This is a genomic window from Paenibacillus sp. 23TSA30-6 (genome assembly GCF_014858585.1).
Lineage (GTDB): Bacteria > Bacillota > Bacilli > Paenibacillales > Paenibacillaceae > Paenibacillus.
The window spans coordinates 23,283-42,352 of record NZ_SLTL01000016.1; the positions used below are offsets into that span (position 1 = coordinate 23,283).

General features: G+C 44.0%; 12 protein-coding genes and 3 pseudogenes. 11 read left to right on the top strand and 4 right to left on the bottom strand.

The genetic code is table 11. The features are described 5' to 3' along the window. The first annotated feature begins 158 nt into the window (after positions 1 to 158). Positions 159 to 3,770, top strand: a complete 3,612-nt coding sequence (locus E0698_RS27700) for a GH32 C-terminal domain-containing protein (protein WP_192512153.1) — start codon at positions 159 to 161, stop codon at positions 3,768 to 3,770. Between the two features lie 184 nt (positions 3,771 to 3,954). Here E0698_RS27700 and E0698_RS15670 read toward each other — a convergent pair whose 3' ends face one another. Next, the gene (locus E0698_RS15670) at positions 3,955 to 4,947 is read right to left on the bottom strand and encodes a PfkB family carbohydrate kinase (protein ID WP_192512154.1); all 993 of its coding nucleotides are present in this window, start codon (positions 4,945 to 4,947) and stop codon (positions 3,955 to 3,957) included. After that, positions 4,937 to 6,004 (bottom strand): LacI family DNA-binding transcriptional regulator, encoded by a 1,068-nt coding sequence (locus tag E0698_RS15675; RefSeq protein ID WP_192512155.1) that lies wholly within the window; start codon positions 6,002 to 6,004, stop codon positions 4,937 to 4,939. Before E0698_RS15675 ends, E0698_RS15670 begins: the two co-directional genes overlap by 11 nt. Positions 6,005 to 6,510: 506 nt before the next feature. On the opposite strand from E0698_RS15675, the gene E0698_RS15680 reads away from it, so the two are divergent. From E0698_RS15680 to E0698_RS15695, 4 genes are all read left to right on the top strand, one after another. Next, the gene (locus tag E0698_RS15680; protein ID WP_238354020.1) at positions 6,511 to 7,395 is read left to right on the top strand and encodes an ABC transporter permease; all 885 of its coding nucleotides are present in this window, start codon (positions 6,511 to 6,513) and stop codon (positions 7,393 to 7,395) included. Positions 7,396 to 7,409: 14 nt separating this feature from the next. Beyond that, complete coding sequence (locus E0698_RS15685) at positions 7,410 to 8,291, top strand: carbohydrate ABC transporter permease (protein ID WP_192512157.1); 882 nt, start codon at positions 7,410 to 7,412, stop codon at positions 8,289 to 8,291. Between the two features lie 18 nt (positions 8,292 to 8,309). After that, on the top strand, positions 8,310 to 9,929 hold the full coding sequence (locus tag E0698_RS15690; protein WP_192512158.1) for an ABC transporter substrate-binding protein: 1,620 nt from the start codon (positions 8,310 to 8,312) through the stop codon (positions 9,927 to 9,929). A 73-nt stretch (positions 9,930 to 10,002) separates the two neighbouring features. Beyond that, the gene (locus E0698_RS15695) at positions 10,003 to 11,571 is read left to right on the top strand and encodes a glycoside hydrolase family 32 protein (RefSeq protein WP_202894930.1); all 1,569 of its coding nucleotides are present in this window, start codon (positions 10,003 to 10,005) and stop codon (positions 11,569 to 11,571) included. A 345-nt stretch (positions 11,572 to 11,916) separates the two neighbouring features. Here E0698_RS15695 and E0698_RS26950 read toward each other — a convergent pair. Beyond that, positions 11,917 to 12,000 (bottom strand): annotated as a pseudogene (locus E0698_RS26950) (hypothetical protein); the annotation flags it as partial. Here E0698_RS26950 and E0698_RS27500 point away from each other — a divergent pair. Next, complete coding sequence (locus E0698_RS27500; RefSeq protein ID WP_443146916.1) at positions 11,979 to 12,410, top strand: IclR family transcriptional regulator domain-containing protein; 432 nt, start codon at positions 11,979 to 11,981, stop codon at positions 12,408 to 12,410. The pseudogene E0698_RS26950 and the gene E0698_RS27500 sit on opposite strands and share 22 nt — an antisense overlap. A 1,178-nt stretch (positions 12,411 to 13,588) precedes the next feature. Here E0698_RS27500 and E0698_RS15705 read toward each other — a convergent pair. Further along, positions 13,589 to 14,893: a pectate lyase family protein gene (locus E0698_RS15705; RefSeq protein ID WP_192512161.1), complete on the bottom strand. Its 1,305-nt coding sequence runs from the start codon at positions 14,891 to 14,893 to the stop codon at positions 13,589 to 13,591. Positions 14,894 to 15,172: 279 nt separating this feature from the next. On the opposite strand from E0698_RS15705, the pseudogene E0698_RS15710 reads away from it, so the two are divergent. The 5 genes and pseudogenes from E0698_RS15710 to E0698_RS15730 all read left to right on the top strand — a co-directional run. After that, a pseudogene (locus E0698_RS15710) lies at positions 15,173 to 15,319 on the top strand (beta-galactosidase); the annotation flags it as partial. A gap of 342 nt (positions 15,320 to 15,661) precedes the next feature. Beyond that, a pseudogene (locus E0698_RS15715) lies at positions 15,662 to 15,832 on the top strand (MFS transporter); the annotation flags it as partial. A 503-nt stretch (positions 15,833 to 16,335) separates the two neighbouring features. After that, positions 16,336 to 16,884: a helix-turn-helix domain-containing protein gene (locus tag E0698_RS15720; protein ID WP_192512162.1), complete on the top strand. Its 549-nt coding sequence runs from the start codon at positions 16,336 to 16,338 to the stop codon at positions 16,882 to 16,884. 79 nt (positions 16,885 to 16,963) lie between these two features. Next, complete coding sequence (locus tag E0698_RS15725; protein WP_014280639.1) at positions 16,964 to 17,479, top strand: acyl-CoA thioesterase; 516 nt, start codon at positions 16,964 to 16,966, stop codon at positions 17,477 to 17,479. 125 nt (positions 17,480 to 17,604) lie between these two features. Continuing rightward, positions 17,605 to 18,921: an MFS transporter gene (locus tag E0698_RS15730; protein WP_192512163.1), complete on the top strand. Its 1,317-nt coding sequence runs from the start codon at positions 17,605 to 17,607 to the stop codon at positions 18,919 to 18,921. The last annotated feature ends 149 nt before the right edge of the window (positions 18,922 to 19,070 follow it).

Genomic DNA, 19,070 nt, shown 5'->3' on the forward strand with positions numbered 1-19,070 from the left:
GCTCGGTGTTTTGGATGCCGGTCAGGGAGTCATCCTTGGCCAGAATTTTGTGGGATATACAGCTTGAATCCATGGTATTGAGTTGCAAAGGAAAATGTAAGCGGTTTATTTTCGGTATCGTAGTACATGCAAAATTTCAAAAAAGGATGTGAAAGAATATGAAGAGGAAGTTAAGTGTGCTGCTTATTTTTTTTATGGTAATGGGTCTACCTTTAACTCCCGCCTTTGCTGCGGATCCTGGTTATTATGATGAAACATACCGTAATCAGATTCATTTTTCCCCCGAGGCTAACTGGATGAATGACCCGAATGGAATGGTTTATTATAAGGGTGAATATCATTTGTTCTACCAGTACCATCCGTACGGAACGGCATGGGGACCGATGCATTGGGGTCATGCGGTGAGCAAAGACCTTATCAATTGGAAACATTTACCGATTGCGTTATATCCGGATGAAAACGGTCAGATTTTCTCGGGAAGTGCAGTGATCGATTGGAACAATACAGCAGGGTTCGGAAAAGAAGCGATGGTTGCGATCTTCACTCATTCCGGGGATAACGGCCAGGTTCAAAGCATTGCGTACAGCTTAGATAGAGGCAGAACCTGGACCAAGTATGAAGGAAATCCGGTAATGCCGGATCCCCCGATATCGGATTGGCGAGACCCTAAAGTATTCTGGCATGAAGACTCCAGGCAATGGGTGATGTCTTTGGCCGCAGCGAATAAAGTAATGTTTTATACTTCCCCCAATTTAAAACAGTGGACCTATGCAAGCGAATTTGGTGAAGATAACGGAATACAGGCCAACAGTGTGGATACCACTTCGTACGCTATGTCTTCACAGGAAGGCGGTTCATTCTCCTATGAGGGAGATATTACCCTTAATAAAAAGAATGGCAGGGAAGGCTCAGGAGGTCTGGTTTTTCGTGCTGACAAGAATGCGAAAAACGGTTATGTCGTCAGTCTGGATGCCAAAAATGATGTCGTTACTTTAAATAAGAATGTCGATGGATCGAATACAGAAATTGCAAGCAAGTCTTTAACCCTAGGAACCTCATCAACTTACAACGTGCAGGTAGACGTATATGGTCATGACATTCAGGTGTTTGTAGATGATCAGTCTGTAATTAAAGAAACTGATACTGAATTTGATTATGGTTATTACGGTCTGACCGCCTGGAATTCAACAGCTTCCTTCCGAAATGTGAATTTCAAGAACACCTCTAACTTTGCAACCAATCTATCTAATTGGACAGCTGTAACCGGCCGGTGGGAAGATACTATGGAGGGGAAAAGCGGTACATCTGCAGATGATGCTTTTATCATAAGTGGTAAGACTGGGGACAACTTTATATATAATGCGACTATAGATTTGTCAGAGGGAGGAGATGAAACAGGATCACTTGTTTTCCGGACGGATGCTGATGCGAAAAATGGATATATGGCGAGTATCGATGCTTTAAACGATAAAGTGAAAATCGTGAAAATGGAAGCCGGGAATAGAACTGTTCTGGCTGAAACCACAGTAACGCTGGATACTTATCAAAGCCATGATTTAAAAGTGAGCACATTTGGAACAAATATAAAGATGTATCTGGACGGAAATCTCATTCATGATATCGATGATGCAACCTTCCTGTCCGGCCATTTTGGATTACATCTTTTGCACTCTTCTGCGATATTTCAGGATGTTCAATTGGGTAGAAATATCATGACCGATGAGAAAGAAATCACCAATCATGATTTTGAAACAGGCGATTTAACCGGATGGACTGTGACCCAGGGTGATACTTTTTCGGATGATCATGTATCCAGTGAAGCGACTTATTGGGGTGGATCCTTCGGACATGAGGGGAATTATCACTTGTGGGGATATTCCAAGCTTCACGAGGGAGATGAAGCAACGGGTGAACTGCATTCCTCCTATTTTAAATTAAGTGGATCCGGTGAAATCAATCTATTGTTAGGAGCAGGCGATGATGGCGATAATACCTATGTATCATTGGTCAGAGCAGCCGACGATAAAGAATTGATCCGCCAGGCCAATACAAAATTTAATGAAGAAAAATATTCAAAACACGTATGGGACGCGTCCAAATATATTGGTGAAGTGTTATATATCAAGGTAGTAGACCATGCAAAAGATGGTTACGGTCATATAAATGTTGATGATGTTAATGTTTATAATGAAGGGACCATATCGGATAAAGTTGACCAGGTTGCAAAAGAGCCAGAGAAAACAGATATGAAACAAAGCGGACTCCTCACAGATTGGTCCGCTGTTTCTGGACAGTGGATTCCTTCCACAAACGGCAGTAACGGAGGAATATGGGAATGTCCTACGTTAGTCGAATTGCCGGTTGATGGCGACCCTTCAAAAAGAAAGTGGGTCCTACAGGTAAGTATAAATGATGGTGCTCCAGCAGGCGGATCGGGCATGCAGTATTTTGTAGGCAGCTTTGACGGTAAAACGTTTAAAAATGAAAATAACTCCGATAAAGTGTTATGGACTGACTATGGAGCTGATTTTTATGCTGCTGTGGATTGGAGTGGAGTAGAAGGGGAGAATGGTGAGAAATATTGGCTCGGCTGGATGAGTAATTGGAAGTATGCCAACGATACACCCACCTCAACGTGGAGAAGTTCAACAACACTGCCGCGGAAGATGGAGCTGACTCAAACCGCAAAGGGTCTACGTTTAAAACAAACCCCTATTTCGCTAAAAAGCATTCGTGACAGAGGGGATCGTATATTGTATACCAATAAAATGATATCGGGTAACAGCCATCTTCTTTCTAATTTATCAGAAGATACATTTGAACTGATCGCTTTGTTTGATGTATCAAATACGGAAGCAACAGAATTTGGCTTTGAAATCCGTAAAGGAAGTGAGCAATATACTACTGTCGGTTATGATGTCTACAACGAGCAATTATTCGTTGACCGTACTCATTCAGGAAATTTTGATTACGGAATTAATGTAGTTGGCAAGCATGAGGGACCATTACATGCTAAGAATGGCACGGTTAAATTGCAGGTAATTGTTGACAGATCAGCTGTAGAGGTGTTCGGTAATGATGGTACGACAGTGATTACCGATCAGATATTCGCGGATTCTGCAAGCAAAGGACTAAAGATCTATAGTAAGGGCGGAAATGTAAAGCTGAAATCTTTGGACCTATATCCTCTAAAGAGTGTATGGAAAGAAAAAAGCTCTTCTTTTAAATCCAATTTATCAGGTTGGACCACCGTTAACGGGAAGTGGGCGGACACCATTCATGGAAAACAGGGACAGAGTAAGGGAGATGCTTTTATAGTATCAAAAGTGACCGGCAGGAATTTTGTATATGAAGCCAATATAAACGTGCCAGATACAGATTCCCACCCCGGTAATTCTGAGAAAGATTTGATAGATAACTCCATTGGAGCGGGTTCATTGGTTTTTCGTTCTGACTTAACAGCAAAGAATTCGTATGCAGCAAATGTTGATATAAAAAATAATATTGTAAAATTCATTAAATTTGTTGATGGGACCGGATATGAAATTGCGACATATAACAATGATGGAAAACTGGATTTACAGCCAAATACAGATTATCATCTCAAAGTAGAAGCGCAAGGCAATATCACTAAGGTTTATTTGAATAATAAATTAGTTATCGACACAAAAGATCAAACTTATAAAGAAGGATACTTTGGTCTCAATGTATGGGATACAACGGCTTTTTTTAATGAAGTTAAAGTGAAACTAAAACATAAAGATGAATGATTAAGAAAAATGATATTTGTATCTCTATGGATTTAGTTTGTGTCGCCGCACAGCGACACAAACTTTTTTTAAAATCACGCACTGCTGTTAAAGGCTGACTGTAGCGCTCGTTGCGGCGGTATGGAAGCGGGGATCAGTGGGAATTATAGCGACCTTAGAGATCGTCGGACACCTTTTGCTGTTCTTACGCTTCAATCCTTGATTCACCCTGCGCTACGAAACGATTAACTTCTTCCAACGACGGCAAGGCTGCAATCGCTCCAACTTTAGTGCACACGATGGCGCCGACTTGATTGGCAAGTGTCACAAATTCCTGCTGCTGCTTCGCGTTGGAGGTAAATGTCTTAGGCTGACTCAGCTGGCTGATTTGATACAGCATTGCTCCGACGAAGGCATCTCCGGCACCAGTAGAGTCGATCGATTTGACAGTAATACTGCCGATTAGCGAACGGGAGGTACCGTTTGAGATGAGAGTTCCTTCTTTTCCTAAGGTAACTGCCACCGTCTTGGCTCCTAACCCATGCAAAAGATCCAATGAAGCATTGCGGTCAGCCAGCCCTGTAATGATGTTTAATTCCTCTTCGCTTACTTTTACCAAATCCGCATTGTGTATTCCTCTTCTGGATAGTGTGATAAATTCCTCCAGCCTGTCTTTCCAAAGGTCCCCCCGATAATTGGGATCAAAGGAGGTGAATTGCCCATTGGCCTTCGCTTCGTCCAATAAAGACAAATACGCTTCCCGAAAAGGATCGGCGAGCAAGGCCGTTGCCGAGCCAAAATGCAGAATGGCAGCCTGACGGGTCCATTCTCTATCAATGTCCTGCAGAGACAGTTGACGGTCAGCTCCGCGGTTGAACACGAAATCCCGTTCGCCGTTAGCGGCAAGGGAAACAAAGGCCAGTGTAGTCGGCGTTGCCGGATCAAAAAGGAGCATGGACGTATCCACATGCTGCTCATCCAGCGTTTGCTTCAGGTACATACCGAAGGGATCGGCTCCGACTTTCCCCAAGAATGACGCTTTTCCTCCGAGTTTGGCTACGGCTGCGCTTACATTTGCCGGAGCACCGCCGGCCTGCTTGGAGAAATGCTGACCCTTGGCAAGATTGACATCAATATCCGTGCAGAAAAAATCAATAAGCAGCTCGCCCACACAAAGAACCGTTCCGTCATTTTTCACATTGATTCACCTCTTGGTAGATTAAGTTTAGAACAGGCGTCGAATCCCGGTATACGATATCCGTTGCAACATGGGTCACTCGGTACGGCATGGTATTGTCTTTGATTCTGGACAATAACATTTCGGCTGCAATAATACCCATCTGACTACTGTAAATATGCACGGTTGTAAGATGGGGCTCGACAACCCGGGATTCCGAAGCATCATCGAACCCGCAGACAGCAACATCCTCCGGGATTTTAATTCCCTTGTTTTTCAAAGATCTTATCACGCTGATGGCAATGAAATCATTGGCACAAATAAAGACGGAGGGGCACTCCCTCAGGGCATCCAATTGCTGCTCCATCCAGTTCTCCTCTATAAAGAAATTGCGGTCCGGCGCTACAATGCTATGGGCAGGGTCCAAGGTGATTCCGGCTTCTGCCAGGGCCTTATTGAATCCCGTCCAGCGTTCATTGAAGCTTTTGCAGTGATTGTAATCGCCTACAAAACCGAAGCTTTCGTATCCATGATCTATTAATTTCCGGGTAACACAGTATGTGCTGTGCTCATTTTCCATCAATACCAGATCTGCCTTCAATTCCGGATACACCATATCTGCAGCGCAATCAATAAAAATGGTTGGGATACCAAGATCCGTGATCAGCTTGCTGTATTCCTTGCTGAACATTTCGATGCATAAGATGCCAGCCACATTCGAAGGTTCGAAATTGCCGGGTAGGGTCATCGTATTGATATCATTCTCGCGGACAAAATAAATGGATAAAGTATAGCCCTGGTTGCTGATTTCCTTCTCCAGTCCGCTGATCAGCAGTGATCCAAAGTGTGAGCTATTGGGAAGATTACAGGTCAAAAGTGCGATATTGCCTTGTTTTTCAGAGGCTGTTTCCATATAAGAAAATTGTTTGTATTTAAGCTCCACTGCTTTTTTGATCACCTTGTCCCTCGTAACGGCAGGAATATTCTCTACTCCATTAAGCGCCTTGGATGCAGTGTTTCTGGAAATTCCCAAGGCATCAGCGATGTCTTGAATAGTAACTTTTGACTTTCTCGTCATATTGTTCCACCTTATTCTCCTGAATTAAGATTCTTCATATTTCTAAATATATAGTATTTTCATGCTTTTAACAATTAAATTATTCAAATGAACAAAAAAAGTTTACATTTATTCATTTATTGGGTGCATTTTTAAGGGATTTGGTGCTAAAAATATTACATTCCTCTTGAATCATGCATTTTGAATGAATTTAGTTGCCGAAATGTATTGACTTATTCAATGATCACCTGTTAAATTGTAAGAGAAAAAATGTTCAAATGTAAAATTTAACCCATTCATCTTGGAGAAGTGTAAATTTCTAGTCATGTTGGAGGTGGGTGAATTACCAGTAAGGCATTTGCAAAACATCTTGCGTAATTATGTCAGAGAGATGACGTAACATGGCTTATAACGTCTTTAATAACAAGCCGTGAACAGTAGGGGGGAAAAGATTGGCAAACTCGATCGCTCAAAAAAGGGGAGTTAAGGCTTCAGAAACAAAAAAAAGAAACCATTGGCTAAGTTACATGGTTCGAAATTATATATTGTATTTGTTTCTGCTTCCGTCCATAATTCTTACCGTCATTTTTAAGTATGTTCCCATGTACGGCTCGATCATTGCGTTTAAAAATTTCAGTCCAAGAAAAGGCATCATGGGCAGCGAATGGGTTGGATTTGAACATTTTCAGCGGTTCCTTTCATCACCAAATTTTTATGACATTTTAATGAATACGCTTAAATTAAGCGCTTACGGTCTTATTCTCGGTTTCCCAGTACCCATCATTCTGGCCTTAATGCTAAATCTGATCAGAGGAGCGAAGCTCAAGAAGAATATTCAGCTTATTGTTTACGCACCTAACTTCATCTCGGTTGTTGTTGTTGCCGGTATGCTGTTTGTTTTTCTATCGCCGACTGGAGTAGTGAACGCTATGGTAACAACCTTCACCGGCAAGCCGATTTCTTTTATGACTGATCCCGCCTATTTCCGAACGGTATATATTTTGTCCGGTATATGGCAAACAGCGGGCTGGTCCTCTATCATTTATGTGGCCACCTTAGCCAATGTGGACCCGCAGCTGCATGACGCTGCAACAATTGATGGCGCTTCATTGATGAAGAGAATCTTCCACATTGATCTGCCAGCTCTCAAACCTGTCATGGCCGTCCTATTCATTCTCGCTGCAGGAGGCATCATGTCGATCGGTTATGAAAAGGCTTACCTGATGCAGACCGCTCTAAACACGCCAACCTCGGAAATCATCGCGACTTATGTATACAAGGTGGGGTTGCAATCCGGCGATTATGCTTATTCTACGGCAATCGGGTTATTCAATTCCGTGATTAACGTGGTCCTGCTGATTTTCGTAAATACCGTCGTCAAGAAGCTGAACGAAGGGGAAGGGCTGTATTAAAGAAGGAGGTATTCATGGATATTCATTACACCGGGAAGGACCGGATTCTGCTCATCATCAATTATATTTTGCTTGGTTTGTTTGTTCTCGCTATTCTGTTACCGCTGGTTTATGTGGTGCTTTCGTCCTTTTTGACTCCAAATACCCTGATTACGAAAGGGTTTGCCATTACATCATCCGACTGGACACTCACGGGATATGCCAAAATCCTAAGCAACGGTGCCATGATCCGCGGTTTTTTTAATGCCATTTTTTATTCAGCAGCCTTTGCGTTCGCAACTGTATTGTTTTCCGTCTTCGCGGCTTACCCGCTTGCGATTGAAGGGCTGGTAGGGAAACGGTCCATTATGATCTTTTTCCTGATAACAATGTTTTTCGGTGGCGGTCTGATTCCAACCTATCTGGTGATTAAGGATTTAGGCATGTTAAATACGGTGTGGGCCATTATTCTGCCCGGCTCGATCAGCGTATTCAATATTATTCTGGCAAAGACTTATTTCCAAGGGCTTCCCAAAGAGCTGTTCCAGGCGGCAAGCATAGACGGAGCTTCTGAGCTCAGTATTTTCTTTAAAATCGTCCTGCCGTTGTCGAAGCCTATTATTTTTGTTCTAGCTTTATACGCTTTTGTCGGACAGTGGAATTCTTATTTCGACGCCATGATTTATCTGGATGATCCGAAGCTATTTCCGCTTCAACTGGTGCTGCGCTCCATTTTGATACAGAATCAGGTTCAGCCCGGTATGATTGCCGATGCGCTGGCGCAAGCGGAGCTTAAGAAATTGTCCGAAATGATTAAATACTCTGCCATTGTCATATCAAGTTTGCCTTTGATTGTCATGTATCCATTCTTCCAGAAGTATTTTGAAAAAGGTGTCATGGTAGGTTCGATCAAATAACAAACCGGGGGAATAGAGATGAACAAAACATTACTAACCTTGTCTGTGCTGGTGCTTTCTACTTCGCTGCTTGCCGGATGTGGCGGTTCAGGCAATAATTCCGCGGCATCCGAAGATTACAAGCTGGAAAATGTCACTCTGCCGCTTAAAGAGAAAGTTACCTTGCATTTTATGACTCAAAGCTCGCCGCTGGCACCTTCCGATCCAAATGAAAAGCTGATTTATAAAAGACTGGAAGAAAAAACAGGTGTGCATATCGATTTTACCAACTTCACCTCCGATTCCTTCATTGAAAAAAGAAACCTGGCTGTTGCCAGTGGAGATCTTCCAGATGCCATGCTGGATGCCGGCTATTCCGATTACGATTTGTTGAACCTCGGAAAGGATGGAACTATTATCCCTTTAGAGGATTTGATTCAAAAATATATGCCGAATCTGCAGAAGGTATTGAAGGAAGCACCTGAGTACAAATCCATGATAACCGCACAGGACGGGCATATTTATGCTTTTCCCTGGATTGAGGAGCTAGGGGCCGGGAAGGAGAGCATTCATTCTGTAAACGACATGCCATGGATCAATGTGGAGTGGCTGAAAAAACTGGGTCTTAAAATGCCAAAAACTACTGAGGATTTAAAAAATGTTCTGCTCGCATTTAAAAATGGCGACCCTAACGGAAATGGCCAAGCGGATGAAATCCCGCTGTCCTTTATACTCAATAACGGCAATGAGGACCTGAATTTTCTGTTCGGATCATTTGGTCTTGGGGACAACGGCGATCATACTGTAGCGACCAATGAGGGGAAAGTGGTCTTCACTGCCGATCAGGACGGTTATAAAGAGGGGATCAAATATCTTAATGAGCTGTATAAGCTGAACCTGATCGACGAAGAGTCATTCGAGCAGGATTACAATACGTATCTGGCCAAAGGCCAGAATGAAAAATACGGTCTCTACTTTCAATGGGATAAGGCGAATATTTCAGGAGACAACGATAAATATGAATTGATGAATCCGCTCGCGGGGCCAAGCGGTAAAGTCAATGTGACCCGCACGAACAATCTCGGCTTTGACCGGGGGAGAATGGTGATTACCAGTGACAACAAAAATCTTGAGCTTACGGCAAAATGGATTGACCAGCTGTATGATCCCATCCAGTCCGTACAGGACAACTGGGGCACCTACGGCGACAAAACTCAGCAGAACATTTTTGAATACGATGAAGCGAGTCATATGCTGAAGCATCTTCCGCTTAAGGGAACGGCTCCTGTCGAGCTGCGGCAAAAAACGAATATCGGTGGTCCATTGGCAATTCTTGACGAGTATTACGGAAAAGTAACGACCAAGCCCGATGATGCAGTAGGGCGGCTCAAGCTCATGAAAGAAAGACTCGTTCCTTATATGAAGGCTGACCACAATTTCCCGAAAGTCTTCTTCTCGCTGGAAGATCAGAAGCAGATCTCTACCTTGGAAACAGACTTATTTGCCTACGTTAACCGCAAACGGGCGGAATGGATCAAAACGGGCAAAGTGGAAGAAGAATGGGCGGAGTATAAAGCTGAGCTGTCCAGACTTGGACTGGACAAATGGCTGGAAATCAAACAGAAAGGCTATGACAGATATCTTAAAGATCAAGGCTGAAACATATAAAAGGTGGTTGGGGCTGTTAAACACCTTATCAACAATCAATAGGAGAGTGGATACCATTAAGGACATGCACCTAACGGACGACAGTAGCAGCAGAAAAGGATCACGAAACAGTAATTATAGGGAGACGTACAGGCCTCAATTTCATTATTCACCGGAGAAAAATTGGATGAACGATCCCAACGGCATGGTTTACTTTGAAGGAGAGTACCACCTGTTCTACCAGCATACACCCCATGATACACGGCCTGACTTTGGCAACATGCATTGGGGGCATGCGGTAAGCAAGGATCTAGTGCATTGGACTGAGCTTCCACCGGCAATTCCACCTGGGGAGGACGGAGCGATCTTCTCGGGGAGTGCGGTGGTGGATAAGAACAATACCAGCGGATTTTTCGACGAGGAAGGATCAGGATTGGTTGCCATTTATACCAATGAGGGCAACAAGGCTCAGCCTGGAAAGCCGCAGGTGCAAAGCATTGCTTACAGCAAGGATAAGGGTCGAACCTGGACAAAATATGAAGGTAACCCGGTTTTATTTCCAACGGACACGCTAGACTTTCGTGATCCGAAGGTGATTTGGCATGATGAATCATCAATGTGGATCATGGTTCTTGCCGTAAGAGACCGTGTAGAATTTTACACATCTCCAAACCTTAAAGAATGGTCTTTTGCAAGTGATTTCGGTTCCGACATCCCGCATATCCACCGAGGGATATTTGAATGTCCTGATGTAATTCGAATCCAAGTGGATGAGGATCCTAATACCACGAAGTGGATTCTGATGCTAAGCATCGGGGACAGAAATGGCGTGAATCCAGACGATCCGGAACCACCAGCAGGCGGTTCTGGCATGATGTATTTCATAGGCAACTTTGACGGTAAGTCGTTTACGCCGGATGAAACATTGGAATCTATCGATACTATCAAATGGGTAGACTATGGATCAGACTTTTACGCGGCCGTGACCTGGAATGGCATTTCGAACGAAGACGGACGAAAGATTTGGATCGGCTGGATGAATAATTGGCGTTATGCTACCACGCTTCCTTCAAAGGAATGGCGTGGCAAGACATCAATTCCCCGGGAGCTACAGCTAAGGACTTATCCGGAGGGACTTCGCCTAATCCAAACACCCATAAATGAATTAAGTCAGCTAAGAAAACCGATTTTGTCTCTGCAAGACTTGACGATTAAGCCAGGTATGAACGTGTTGTCTGATATTTCCGCAGCCAAGGCAGAAATTATTGCAGAATTTGAAATCGGTACTGCCGTGGAATTCGGGTTTAAAGTACGGAAGTCCGCCAATCAGGAGACGATCATCGGATATAATATCTCGAATGAGGAGTTGTTCGTCGATCGGACGAAGTCGAGCGCCACTGATTTTCATTCTGACTTCACAGCAAAACACAAGGCCCCTATAAAGCCAGAGCATGGAAGGGTACAACTGAGTATCTACGTAGATTGGTCTAGCGTCGAGGTTTTCGGAAACCATGGAAAAACAATCATTTCAGACATGATTTTCCCGGACTTGGAAAGCAGGGGGCTGGAACTCTATGCTATTGGCGGAGAACTAAGGGTCGTATCGCTTCAAATCAATGATCTAGTAAGCATTTGGGGAAATGATACTGTTTAAACGTTAGTTATCGTTATCATTCAAATTGAAATTATCTCAAGACAGAACTCGTTAAGCATTGGCTTGATTCGACGAGGTTCTGATACGGGTTACATCCGTATCAGAACCTCGTCCCCAAAATTAATTAAAGTAACATTTTTCTACCAAGACATGTAACACCCGGTCGGCTCACAACCGTATCGGGTGTTTTCGTATCATTGGAAAATTAGCGGAACTCAAAAGACGACCACGGAGCAATATTCATAGCCTGGAGACATTCTTTCATGATACTTTTGTGCTGCTTCCGTAATTCCCATTCTTTCCCTTCCTATTGAAGCTAATATATTCCTTCATCAAAATAAACGATTACAATGTTGACATATCGATTACAAACCGATAACGCACATCACTGTTGAGGACACGTTCATATGCCTCGTCAACTTGGTCAGCCGAATGACCTCGATCTAAGTATTATTCCTGAAAGCAACAAATACACGATCGGCAACGAGTGGGTTAGGCTTTCTTCCTTCATCAGCGCGAACTTTGGAATAAAATCAGTGGCTGAGCCTTATTTGAAGCGATTGGCTCAGGAAGTTGAACAGTCGGTATATTTGGCACAATACCAGGAACAATATTTGAAGCTTTCATTTATTTTGGGCATTCACAGCTCGAACATACTTCAGTATCGTCTAGAATTGGGAGTTCTCCAACCGATTCATATAGGTGCTAGCGGAAAGGCCATTTTAGCCTTTTTATCTGATGACAAGATAAGCGAAGTCCTTGAGCAAGAAGGAGTATCAACCAATGACATTCAGAAAATATGGACGGATATGGAGAAAATAAGAAACATTGGATATTGATATACCTTTAGCGAACGCAAGAATGAGTCCATCGGCATTGGAGCACCTATATTTGATGCAACGAACCACGTAGTGGGGAGTATCACTCTGTGCAATTCCTCTTAGTCTTTATAAGGAGGAAACAAAGCAGATTACTATAAACAAAATTTTAGAGGCAGCAAGAGAAATTTCCTATCATCTTGGACTAAATGAAACAGTTGAAACAAAGAACGGCGGAACCCGTTGATCTGATACGTATGTATACGATAAGCATTTGGGACGCAGAATTTGCGTAAGCAAATCGAAGCTTAGATTTCAGTATTTAAAATCATGTAGGAAAACATAAATCTATCACCTTTAAAAGTCATTAAATAGCAGCTTTGTGTGTATAAAGTATCGACATAAACGAGTAGTTTTCTAATAAATCGGTTGATATTCGTCTTTTTCTGTTCCTATGCCTATCACAAAAAGTTATCCGGCGCAGTTATTTACGTACTGCGCCTATTGGTTTTAAAGAAGTTTGGAGATAATGAACAAGTGAAACAGAATGTTGGTAACGCTGGAGGTTACCGTCTAAGAGGCTCCTCCAACCAGAGTTCCAACCGAAATACTTGTCAGGGGTCTGCTGCTGACTGAGGAACTTCATCAACGGTTACACTGCCCATTACTGTTAAAAGTCTGTCATCTCAGCCTAACCTATGATAATTCTTCAGGTGATGTAACTCCTGTTGACGATATCAGTTTTGCAGTGCGTAAGGGGGAGGTACTTGATAATGTCGGCGAGTCTGGAAGTGGTAAAAGTATTACTTCATTGGTTTTAGTAAACTTGCTGGGCGCAGCCGGAAAATTCAGCGCGGACAATTGGATTTCAGTGGCAGGAATGCCAGGGAGATTCTCGACTGGGAGATGCAATAGCCAAAAAGGAAATAAATTCCTTTTATATTCCAAAAACCAATGACTTCACTTATTCCTTTGTTCACCATAGGAAACCAGTTAGTCGAAATGATTATGCTCCTTTTGCAATTGAAGAAGAAAGCTGCAACTCATCTTGCCATTCAGATGCTGGACAAGGTGGGAATTAGAGAGCGTCTATTATAGAAATCAAGGAGTGATTAACCGTATGAACTGGATCGAATCATTGGGATGTACCCAATTCAGAATGCTGGACTGTGCTAGATCTTGTTGAAGAGCATTAGGGACTACTCCAACTCAACTGAAAATTGATACAACCATTCGTCAATGCTGTGGTCAGGTACATTTAAAGCACGGTAGGTCGCTGGAACATCTGGGTATCCCCCTACATCTTCCTGACTATCAATTATCTTTCCTCTACCAGTCAGAAAATCGGAGATAATTCGTTGATCTGTTGCATCCCGGTCCTCCGGCCTTGCTCCTGCATGCTCAGTGACCTCCTTTACTACTGCCGAGGCAGCTAGTGCTTCAAGTCCTTCAACCCAAACAGGTGGATTGTCAAGCTCCTGAATTCCGCCAAAAGTCAGCGGGACTGACTTGCCATTTCGGTCATAAGCAAGATTATCTTTGAGGTAAGCCCAGCCGCTTTTACTGTTCGTTCCGACAATTCCTAACCCTTTAATCGTATCTACTCCATGCTGCATGTAATTCCCGACGATACTGACTCTAGGGCCTTCCGGTTTGATCCCCGTATCCGCCCATTCATTCTCCACGAATCCGAGTCGAATTGCCCATTTTCCCGGATTATAAATGACATTGTTAACAATTACGCCCGTCGAGAATGCTTTGAACCACGGATTACGTTCCATGTTATGGGCATAAAGGTTTCCGATGACTGCCACGTCCTGGACGTAATCATGAACGAGTGTACCCATGGAATGGGGGCCCTTCTCATGAACAGAATTATACAGGCCCTCGGCGATAATACTATTGCTGAGTGTTACATGGTGGGTAGTTGCCTTGGTTCCGCTGGTACGAGGACCTGAGAAGGACATGTTCTCATCCACTCCCCATGAAAAGGAGCAATGGTCAATGACAATGTCATAAGCGGAAGCTCCGTATGTGGATACATCTGGCTCAAAGCCTGCACCTTGAGTGCTGTCACCGTTGCCCATCCGAAACCGGACATGCTGCATCAACACATCATGCGTTCTGATCTGCAAACCTCCCTGGATGAATGTAATGCCAGGGGAGGGGGCCGTCTGACCTGCGATAGTCACGTAGGGTTCTCTCAGCTCAAGACGCTCCTTTTCTAGATTTATGACACCGCCGACTTCAAATACAATAATCCGCGGTCCCTTGGTTTCTAATGCCGCACGAAATGAGCCTGGGCCGTCATTGTTCAGGTTGGTCACTTTGATTACCTTTCCGCCCCGGCCTGCTGGAGTGTCAGTCCCGTATCCCACAGCTCCCGGGAACACCGGTTGTGCTCCGGCTTCACCCGCTGTTACAGCCCCCATCATACATACCCACAACAACAACATACATAAGCCTACCTTCCATCCTTGTTGCAAACAGCTTCGTACATCCATCTAGGATATTCCTCCTTTTTTTCTTATACTAAAGATAATATATATATCCTAATATAACTTTTTTTGAGAGTAGTTCCAACTATTTTAGCGCAAAAAAGATTATGAACCAGCCACTATTGTCGATTTTGTGTTTTCTATAAAACTAAAAAATACCCTATCAACTTAATGCTGCTGGTAGGGTATTTACTATCCCAAGCGCTTGGGATTACTCCGTAGTAACGGACGATTGGGTAGCCGTAATTGGAGTTTGTCCCTTAGAATCAACCGCAGGCGCTACATAAACTGGGAGCATTCGTCGCGTTCTATCACGACCTGTTTCGTTCTATCAAGGAGCCGCCGTTCCTGTTGATGGAAAGCACGCCGAGCCTGACCGATTGGCAGCCGGGCATGCACAAACTGTCCTCGTTGCAAGCCGTGGCGCGCGGCTTGCAACGAAATGCCAATGGCAATGGCAATGTGTGCTGAAGGTGGAAAGATACTGATATTTGATCCATAAGCCCTAGTGATAACCGGGGAACTGGATAGGATAAGGATTCTATCTGCCAAAATCTGATGTGCCATAGATGTCGAAGGATTACTTTTTTATGTTGTACACTTTGTGTACATTTTTCTAAAAGAGAGCAACTCGTACACTTCACCTTATTTGAACTGTACATTCGGTATCCTTCTCGTGTTACTCGACTGGGTAAAAGAGCTTCGTCATTTGGACAGATATATTGATCATAGTATTCATCATAATTATGGATTCTTTTTTATGTCTGAGAGCCTTGGGCGCCTGCACTAATCGGACTTATGTTTTCAATTATGGGCGTCCAAGACATCATTTCCCAAGTTTTCATAATGCCAAAGCTTTTGAAAAAACTCAGTGATGCACAGATGGCAATTATTGGAATGGTTTCGGAGATTATAGGCTACAGTCTTATTGCAGCATCGGGTATCCTTATAGCAGCGGCAATACCAGTTTTGTATAAGAGAACGCATGTAAATATGTAAACTACCTACTTTCTTTAGGCAAGTATCCACTTTCATTTTCGATTATAGAGGGGGTGTCTACAGTCTGAAGTGTCAAATTGATTTTTCAATTTGACACTTTTTTATATTGGATAAGATAATGAGTTTGTGTAATCTAGATAGCAAAAGGTCTGTTAAGAATTATTTGTAGATTATTTTCGAAGAGATCCTCCCACAAGTAAAATTTTTATTTTTTAGGGTAGGTGGTTGCCAACTAGTTCAGAAGCATTTGACCTCAATTTTAGAAACGTAAGTTTCTGTTAAGCCGCAAAATTGATAAATGACATTTTACAATACAGTCTATATAAGAAGTGACAAATGATAATACAGAAAGTGGCGTTTATAGGCTTTTTTAGTGACAAAACTAATTACAGTCGACACTTTTGTGTATTCTTCTTGTATAGACTTTTGGATATGAGGAGGTACAGTCTGTGGATTCAATGCAGTATATTATCGGCTCAAATTTGGCTCAAATCAGGAAGACTAGAGGACTTAGTCTGGATAAAGTGGCTGAAATGACAGGGGTCAGCAAAGGAATGCTGGCACAGATTGAGAAGGGAAAATCCAATCCTACGGTGACTACACTTTGGAAAATCGCCAACGGTTTGCATGTGTCCTTTTCCACATTCCTCAAAGAGGACTCCCCGCAAATCACTAAAATCAGCAGGGAAGACCTGCATCCGGTGATTGATGAGGATGGTAACTATTTTGTTTACCCTATCTTCCCGTATCATTCGGAAAAGAAGTTCGAGGTGTTCACCGTAAGTCTGAAGCCGGGCTTTACACATCAGGCAGAGAAGCATCTGGGAGAAGAATCGATTCTCATGATCCGCGGGGAAATGTACTTTGAAATGCAGGGACAACAGCTTAAACTGAGTGCAGGGGATGCTGTGCAATTTCAAGTAACTGACCTTCATACGTACCGTAATGAATCGGATGAGGATGCGGATTTTTATGTATTGATTTATTATGCGGATTAGTGGGATGATTAGCACAGTCTAAAACAGGCTTCCACTATATAAAAAGATAGCTACGAGGAAAAGAGAGGAAAGAGAACCCATGGAAAGCAAGTACATCCGAGAAACCTACTGCTTCAAGACGTCCCGTGTATTTCCCAACGATATCAACAATCATAACACGCTTTTCGGAGGCCGATTGATGTCGTATATCGACGATATTGCGTCTATCGCAGCCTCCAAGCTATGCCGCACGAATACGGTCACGGCGTCTACGGATTCGGTGGATTTTTTGCTGCCCATCCATCCGAGCGATTCCGTCACGCTGGAGGCGTTTGTAACCTGGACAGGCCGTAGCTCTATGGAGGTATTTGTGAAGGTCATTCGCGAAGGACTGATGACTGGCGACCGGAAAATCGCAGCCACCGCCTTCCTGACCTTTGTGGCGCTGGACGAGAACAACCGTAAAGTTATCGTGCCGCAGGTCATTCCGGAGACAGAAGAGGAATTACAACTGCACCAGACCGCGCCGTCTCGTGCAGCGATACGACGTCAGCGCAGGGAGGAAAGCAAGCAACTGGCGAGCTTCCTCACGACAGATTATCCGTGGGAGCTGTAACGTCCTGTCATACGGGTTGCCAGAGCACCGTAGGTTTACAAACATCGCGACCTTGTGTCATGGATTACTGATACAATAAATGACAATGGTCCTGAGATGAGTTCAATGTAAAAGGCGGGAGCGATGTGAATCGAAGAGCAGTGCGTGCGTGGATTACTTACGATTGGGCCAATTCAGGCTATGCAACGACGATACTGGCAGCAGTGCTTCCTATATTCTACAGCTCTGTTGCAGCTTCGACGCTGGATGCGACAACCGCATCCTCCTATCTGGGGTACACACATGCAATCGGCATGTTATGTGTAGCGTTATTGTCTCCTGTGCTCGGGGCGGTTGCCGATCTGACAGGCAGCAAGCTGTCTTTCCTGCGAATTTTTACGGGGATTGGCATCGTCGCCACACTGGGCTTTAGCCTGGTAGGAGAAGGAGACTGGCTGCTGGCTTCCGCGCTGCTGGTCTTGTCGACCATCGGATTTGCGGGCGGCAACACCTTTTATGATGCGATGCTCCCTGATCTGGTTCCTTCCGGTAAGCGGGAAACCGTATCGGCCAAAGGCTACGCTTATGGTTACATTGGCGGGGGAATCTTGTTGGCGATCAACATGCTGATGATCCAAAAGCCTCAATGGTTCGGATTAGGAAACACACTGGAGGGAACACGTCTTGCGTTTGTTTCGGTGGCGGTATGGTGGTTGGTGTTTTCTTTGCCTTTATTGCTTCAAGGTCGCCAGCGGCACAGGAGCGGTGAAGGGGAAAGACAAGAGCAAGAAAGGCAAACAGGCAGCCTTTTATTCGACTCTGCCTACTGGAAGGCCGGATTTCGGCGGATTCAGGGCACGATGCGCCAAATTCGGCGTTTTCCACAATTGCTTAAATTGCTGCTATCTTTTTGGTTTTTCAATGACGGGATTAATACGATTATATTAATGGCTGCTATTTACGGAACGGGGATTGGGATTGGCACGACGGATCTGATTGCGGCGCTGTTGATAACCCAATTTATTGGCTTTCCCTGTACGCTCCTGCTTGGCAAATGGGCCGAACGCTGGGGATCGCGCCGGATGCTCATGTTCTCGCTCGGGATTTACATGCTGATCGTCATTCTTGGATTTTTCATGACTCAGGCGCTACATTTTTATGTGCTGGCGGCTATGGTCGGTCTGGTACAGGGGAGCAGTCAGTCCATTTCCCGGTCTTTATTCAGCGGTCTGATGCCAGCCAGCCGGACGGGTGAATTTTTTGGTTTCGTGAACATTACGGGCAAGTTTTCATCCATTTTCGGCCCGTTTATCTTTGGCTTGGTCGGTCAGCTAACCGGTTCCTCTCGCTGGGGTATTTTATCGCTGTTTGCCTTTTTCGCTATCGGTATACTGATGCTGTGGACTGTGGATATCGCGAAGGGGAAGGCAGACGCGCTTCAAGCTGATCTGGACAAGGGATAGCCCACATACAGGTTCAACCATCATTTTCCCGCAAAAAGAAGCCGTTCTTCCGTTAGCAGTGAGCTGCTGGGAAGACGGCTTTTTGGAAATAACGGAGTCACTGGAAGCTGCTACTTCAATGACAATGATGATGTCTATTCGATGATGAA

What these genes read in the sequence shown, in the direction of transcription:
- E0698_RS15680 (WP_238354020.1), top strand. Translation starts at nt 6,511, where the DNA reads ATGGTTCGAAATTATATATTGTATTTGTTTCTGCTTCCGTCCATAATT.
- E0698_RS15705 (WP_192512161.1), bottom strand. Translation starts at nt 14,893, where the DNA reads ATGGATGTACGAAGCTGTTTGCAACAAGGATGGAAGGTAGGCTTATGT.
- E0698_RS15675 (WP_192512155.1), bottom strand. Translation starts at nt 6,004, where the DNA reads ATGACGAGAAAGTCAAAAGTTACTATTCAAGACATCGCTGATGCCTTG.
- E0698_RS15725 (WP_014280639.1), top strand. Translation starts at nt 16,964, where the DNA reads ATGGAAAGCAAGTACATCCGAGAAACCTACTGCTTCAAGACGTCCCGT.
- E0698_RS27700 (WP_192512153.1), top strand. Translation starts at nt 159, where the DNA reads ATGAAGAGGAAGTTAAGTGTGCTGCTTATTTTTTTTATGGTAATGGGT.
- E0698_RS15695 (WP_202894930.1), top strand. Translation starts at nt 10,003, where the DNA reads ATGCACCTAACGGACGACAGTAGCAGCAGAAAAGGATCACGAAACAGT.
- E0698_RS15685 (WP_192512157.1), top strand. Translation starts at nt 7,410, where the DNA reads ATGGATATTCATTACACCGGGAAGGACCGGATTCTGCTCATCATCAAT.
- E0698_RS27500 (WP_443146916.1), top strand. Translation starts at nt 11,979, where the DNA reads ATGCCTCGTCAACTTGGTCAGCCGAATGACCTCGATCTAAGTATTATT.
- E0698_RS15690 (WP_192512158.1), top strand. Translation starts at nt 8,310, where the DNA reads ATGAACAAAACATTACTAACCTTGTCTGTGCTGGTGCTTTCTACTTCG.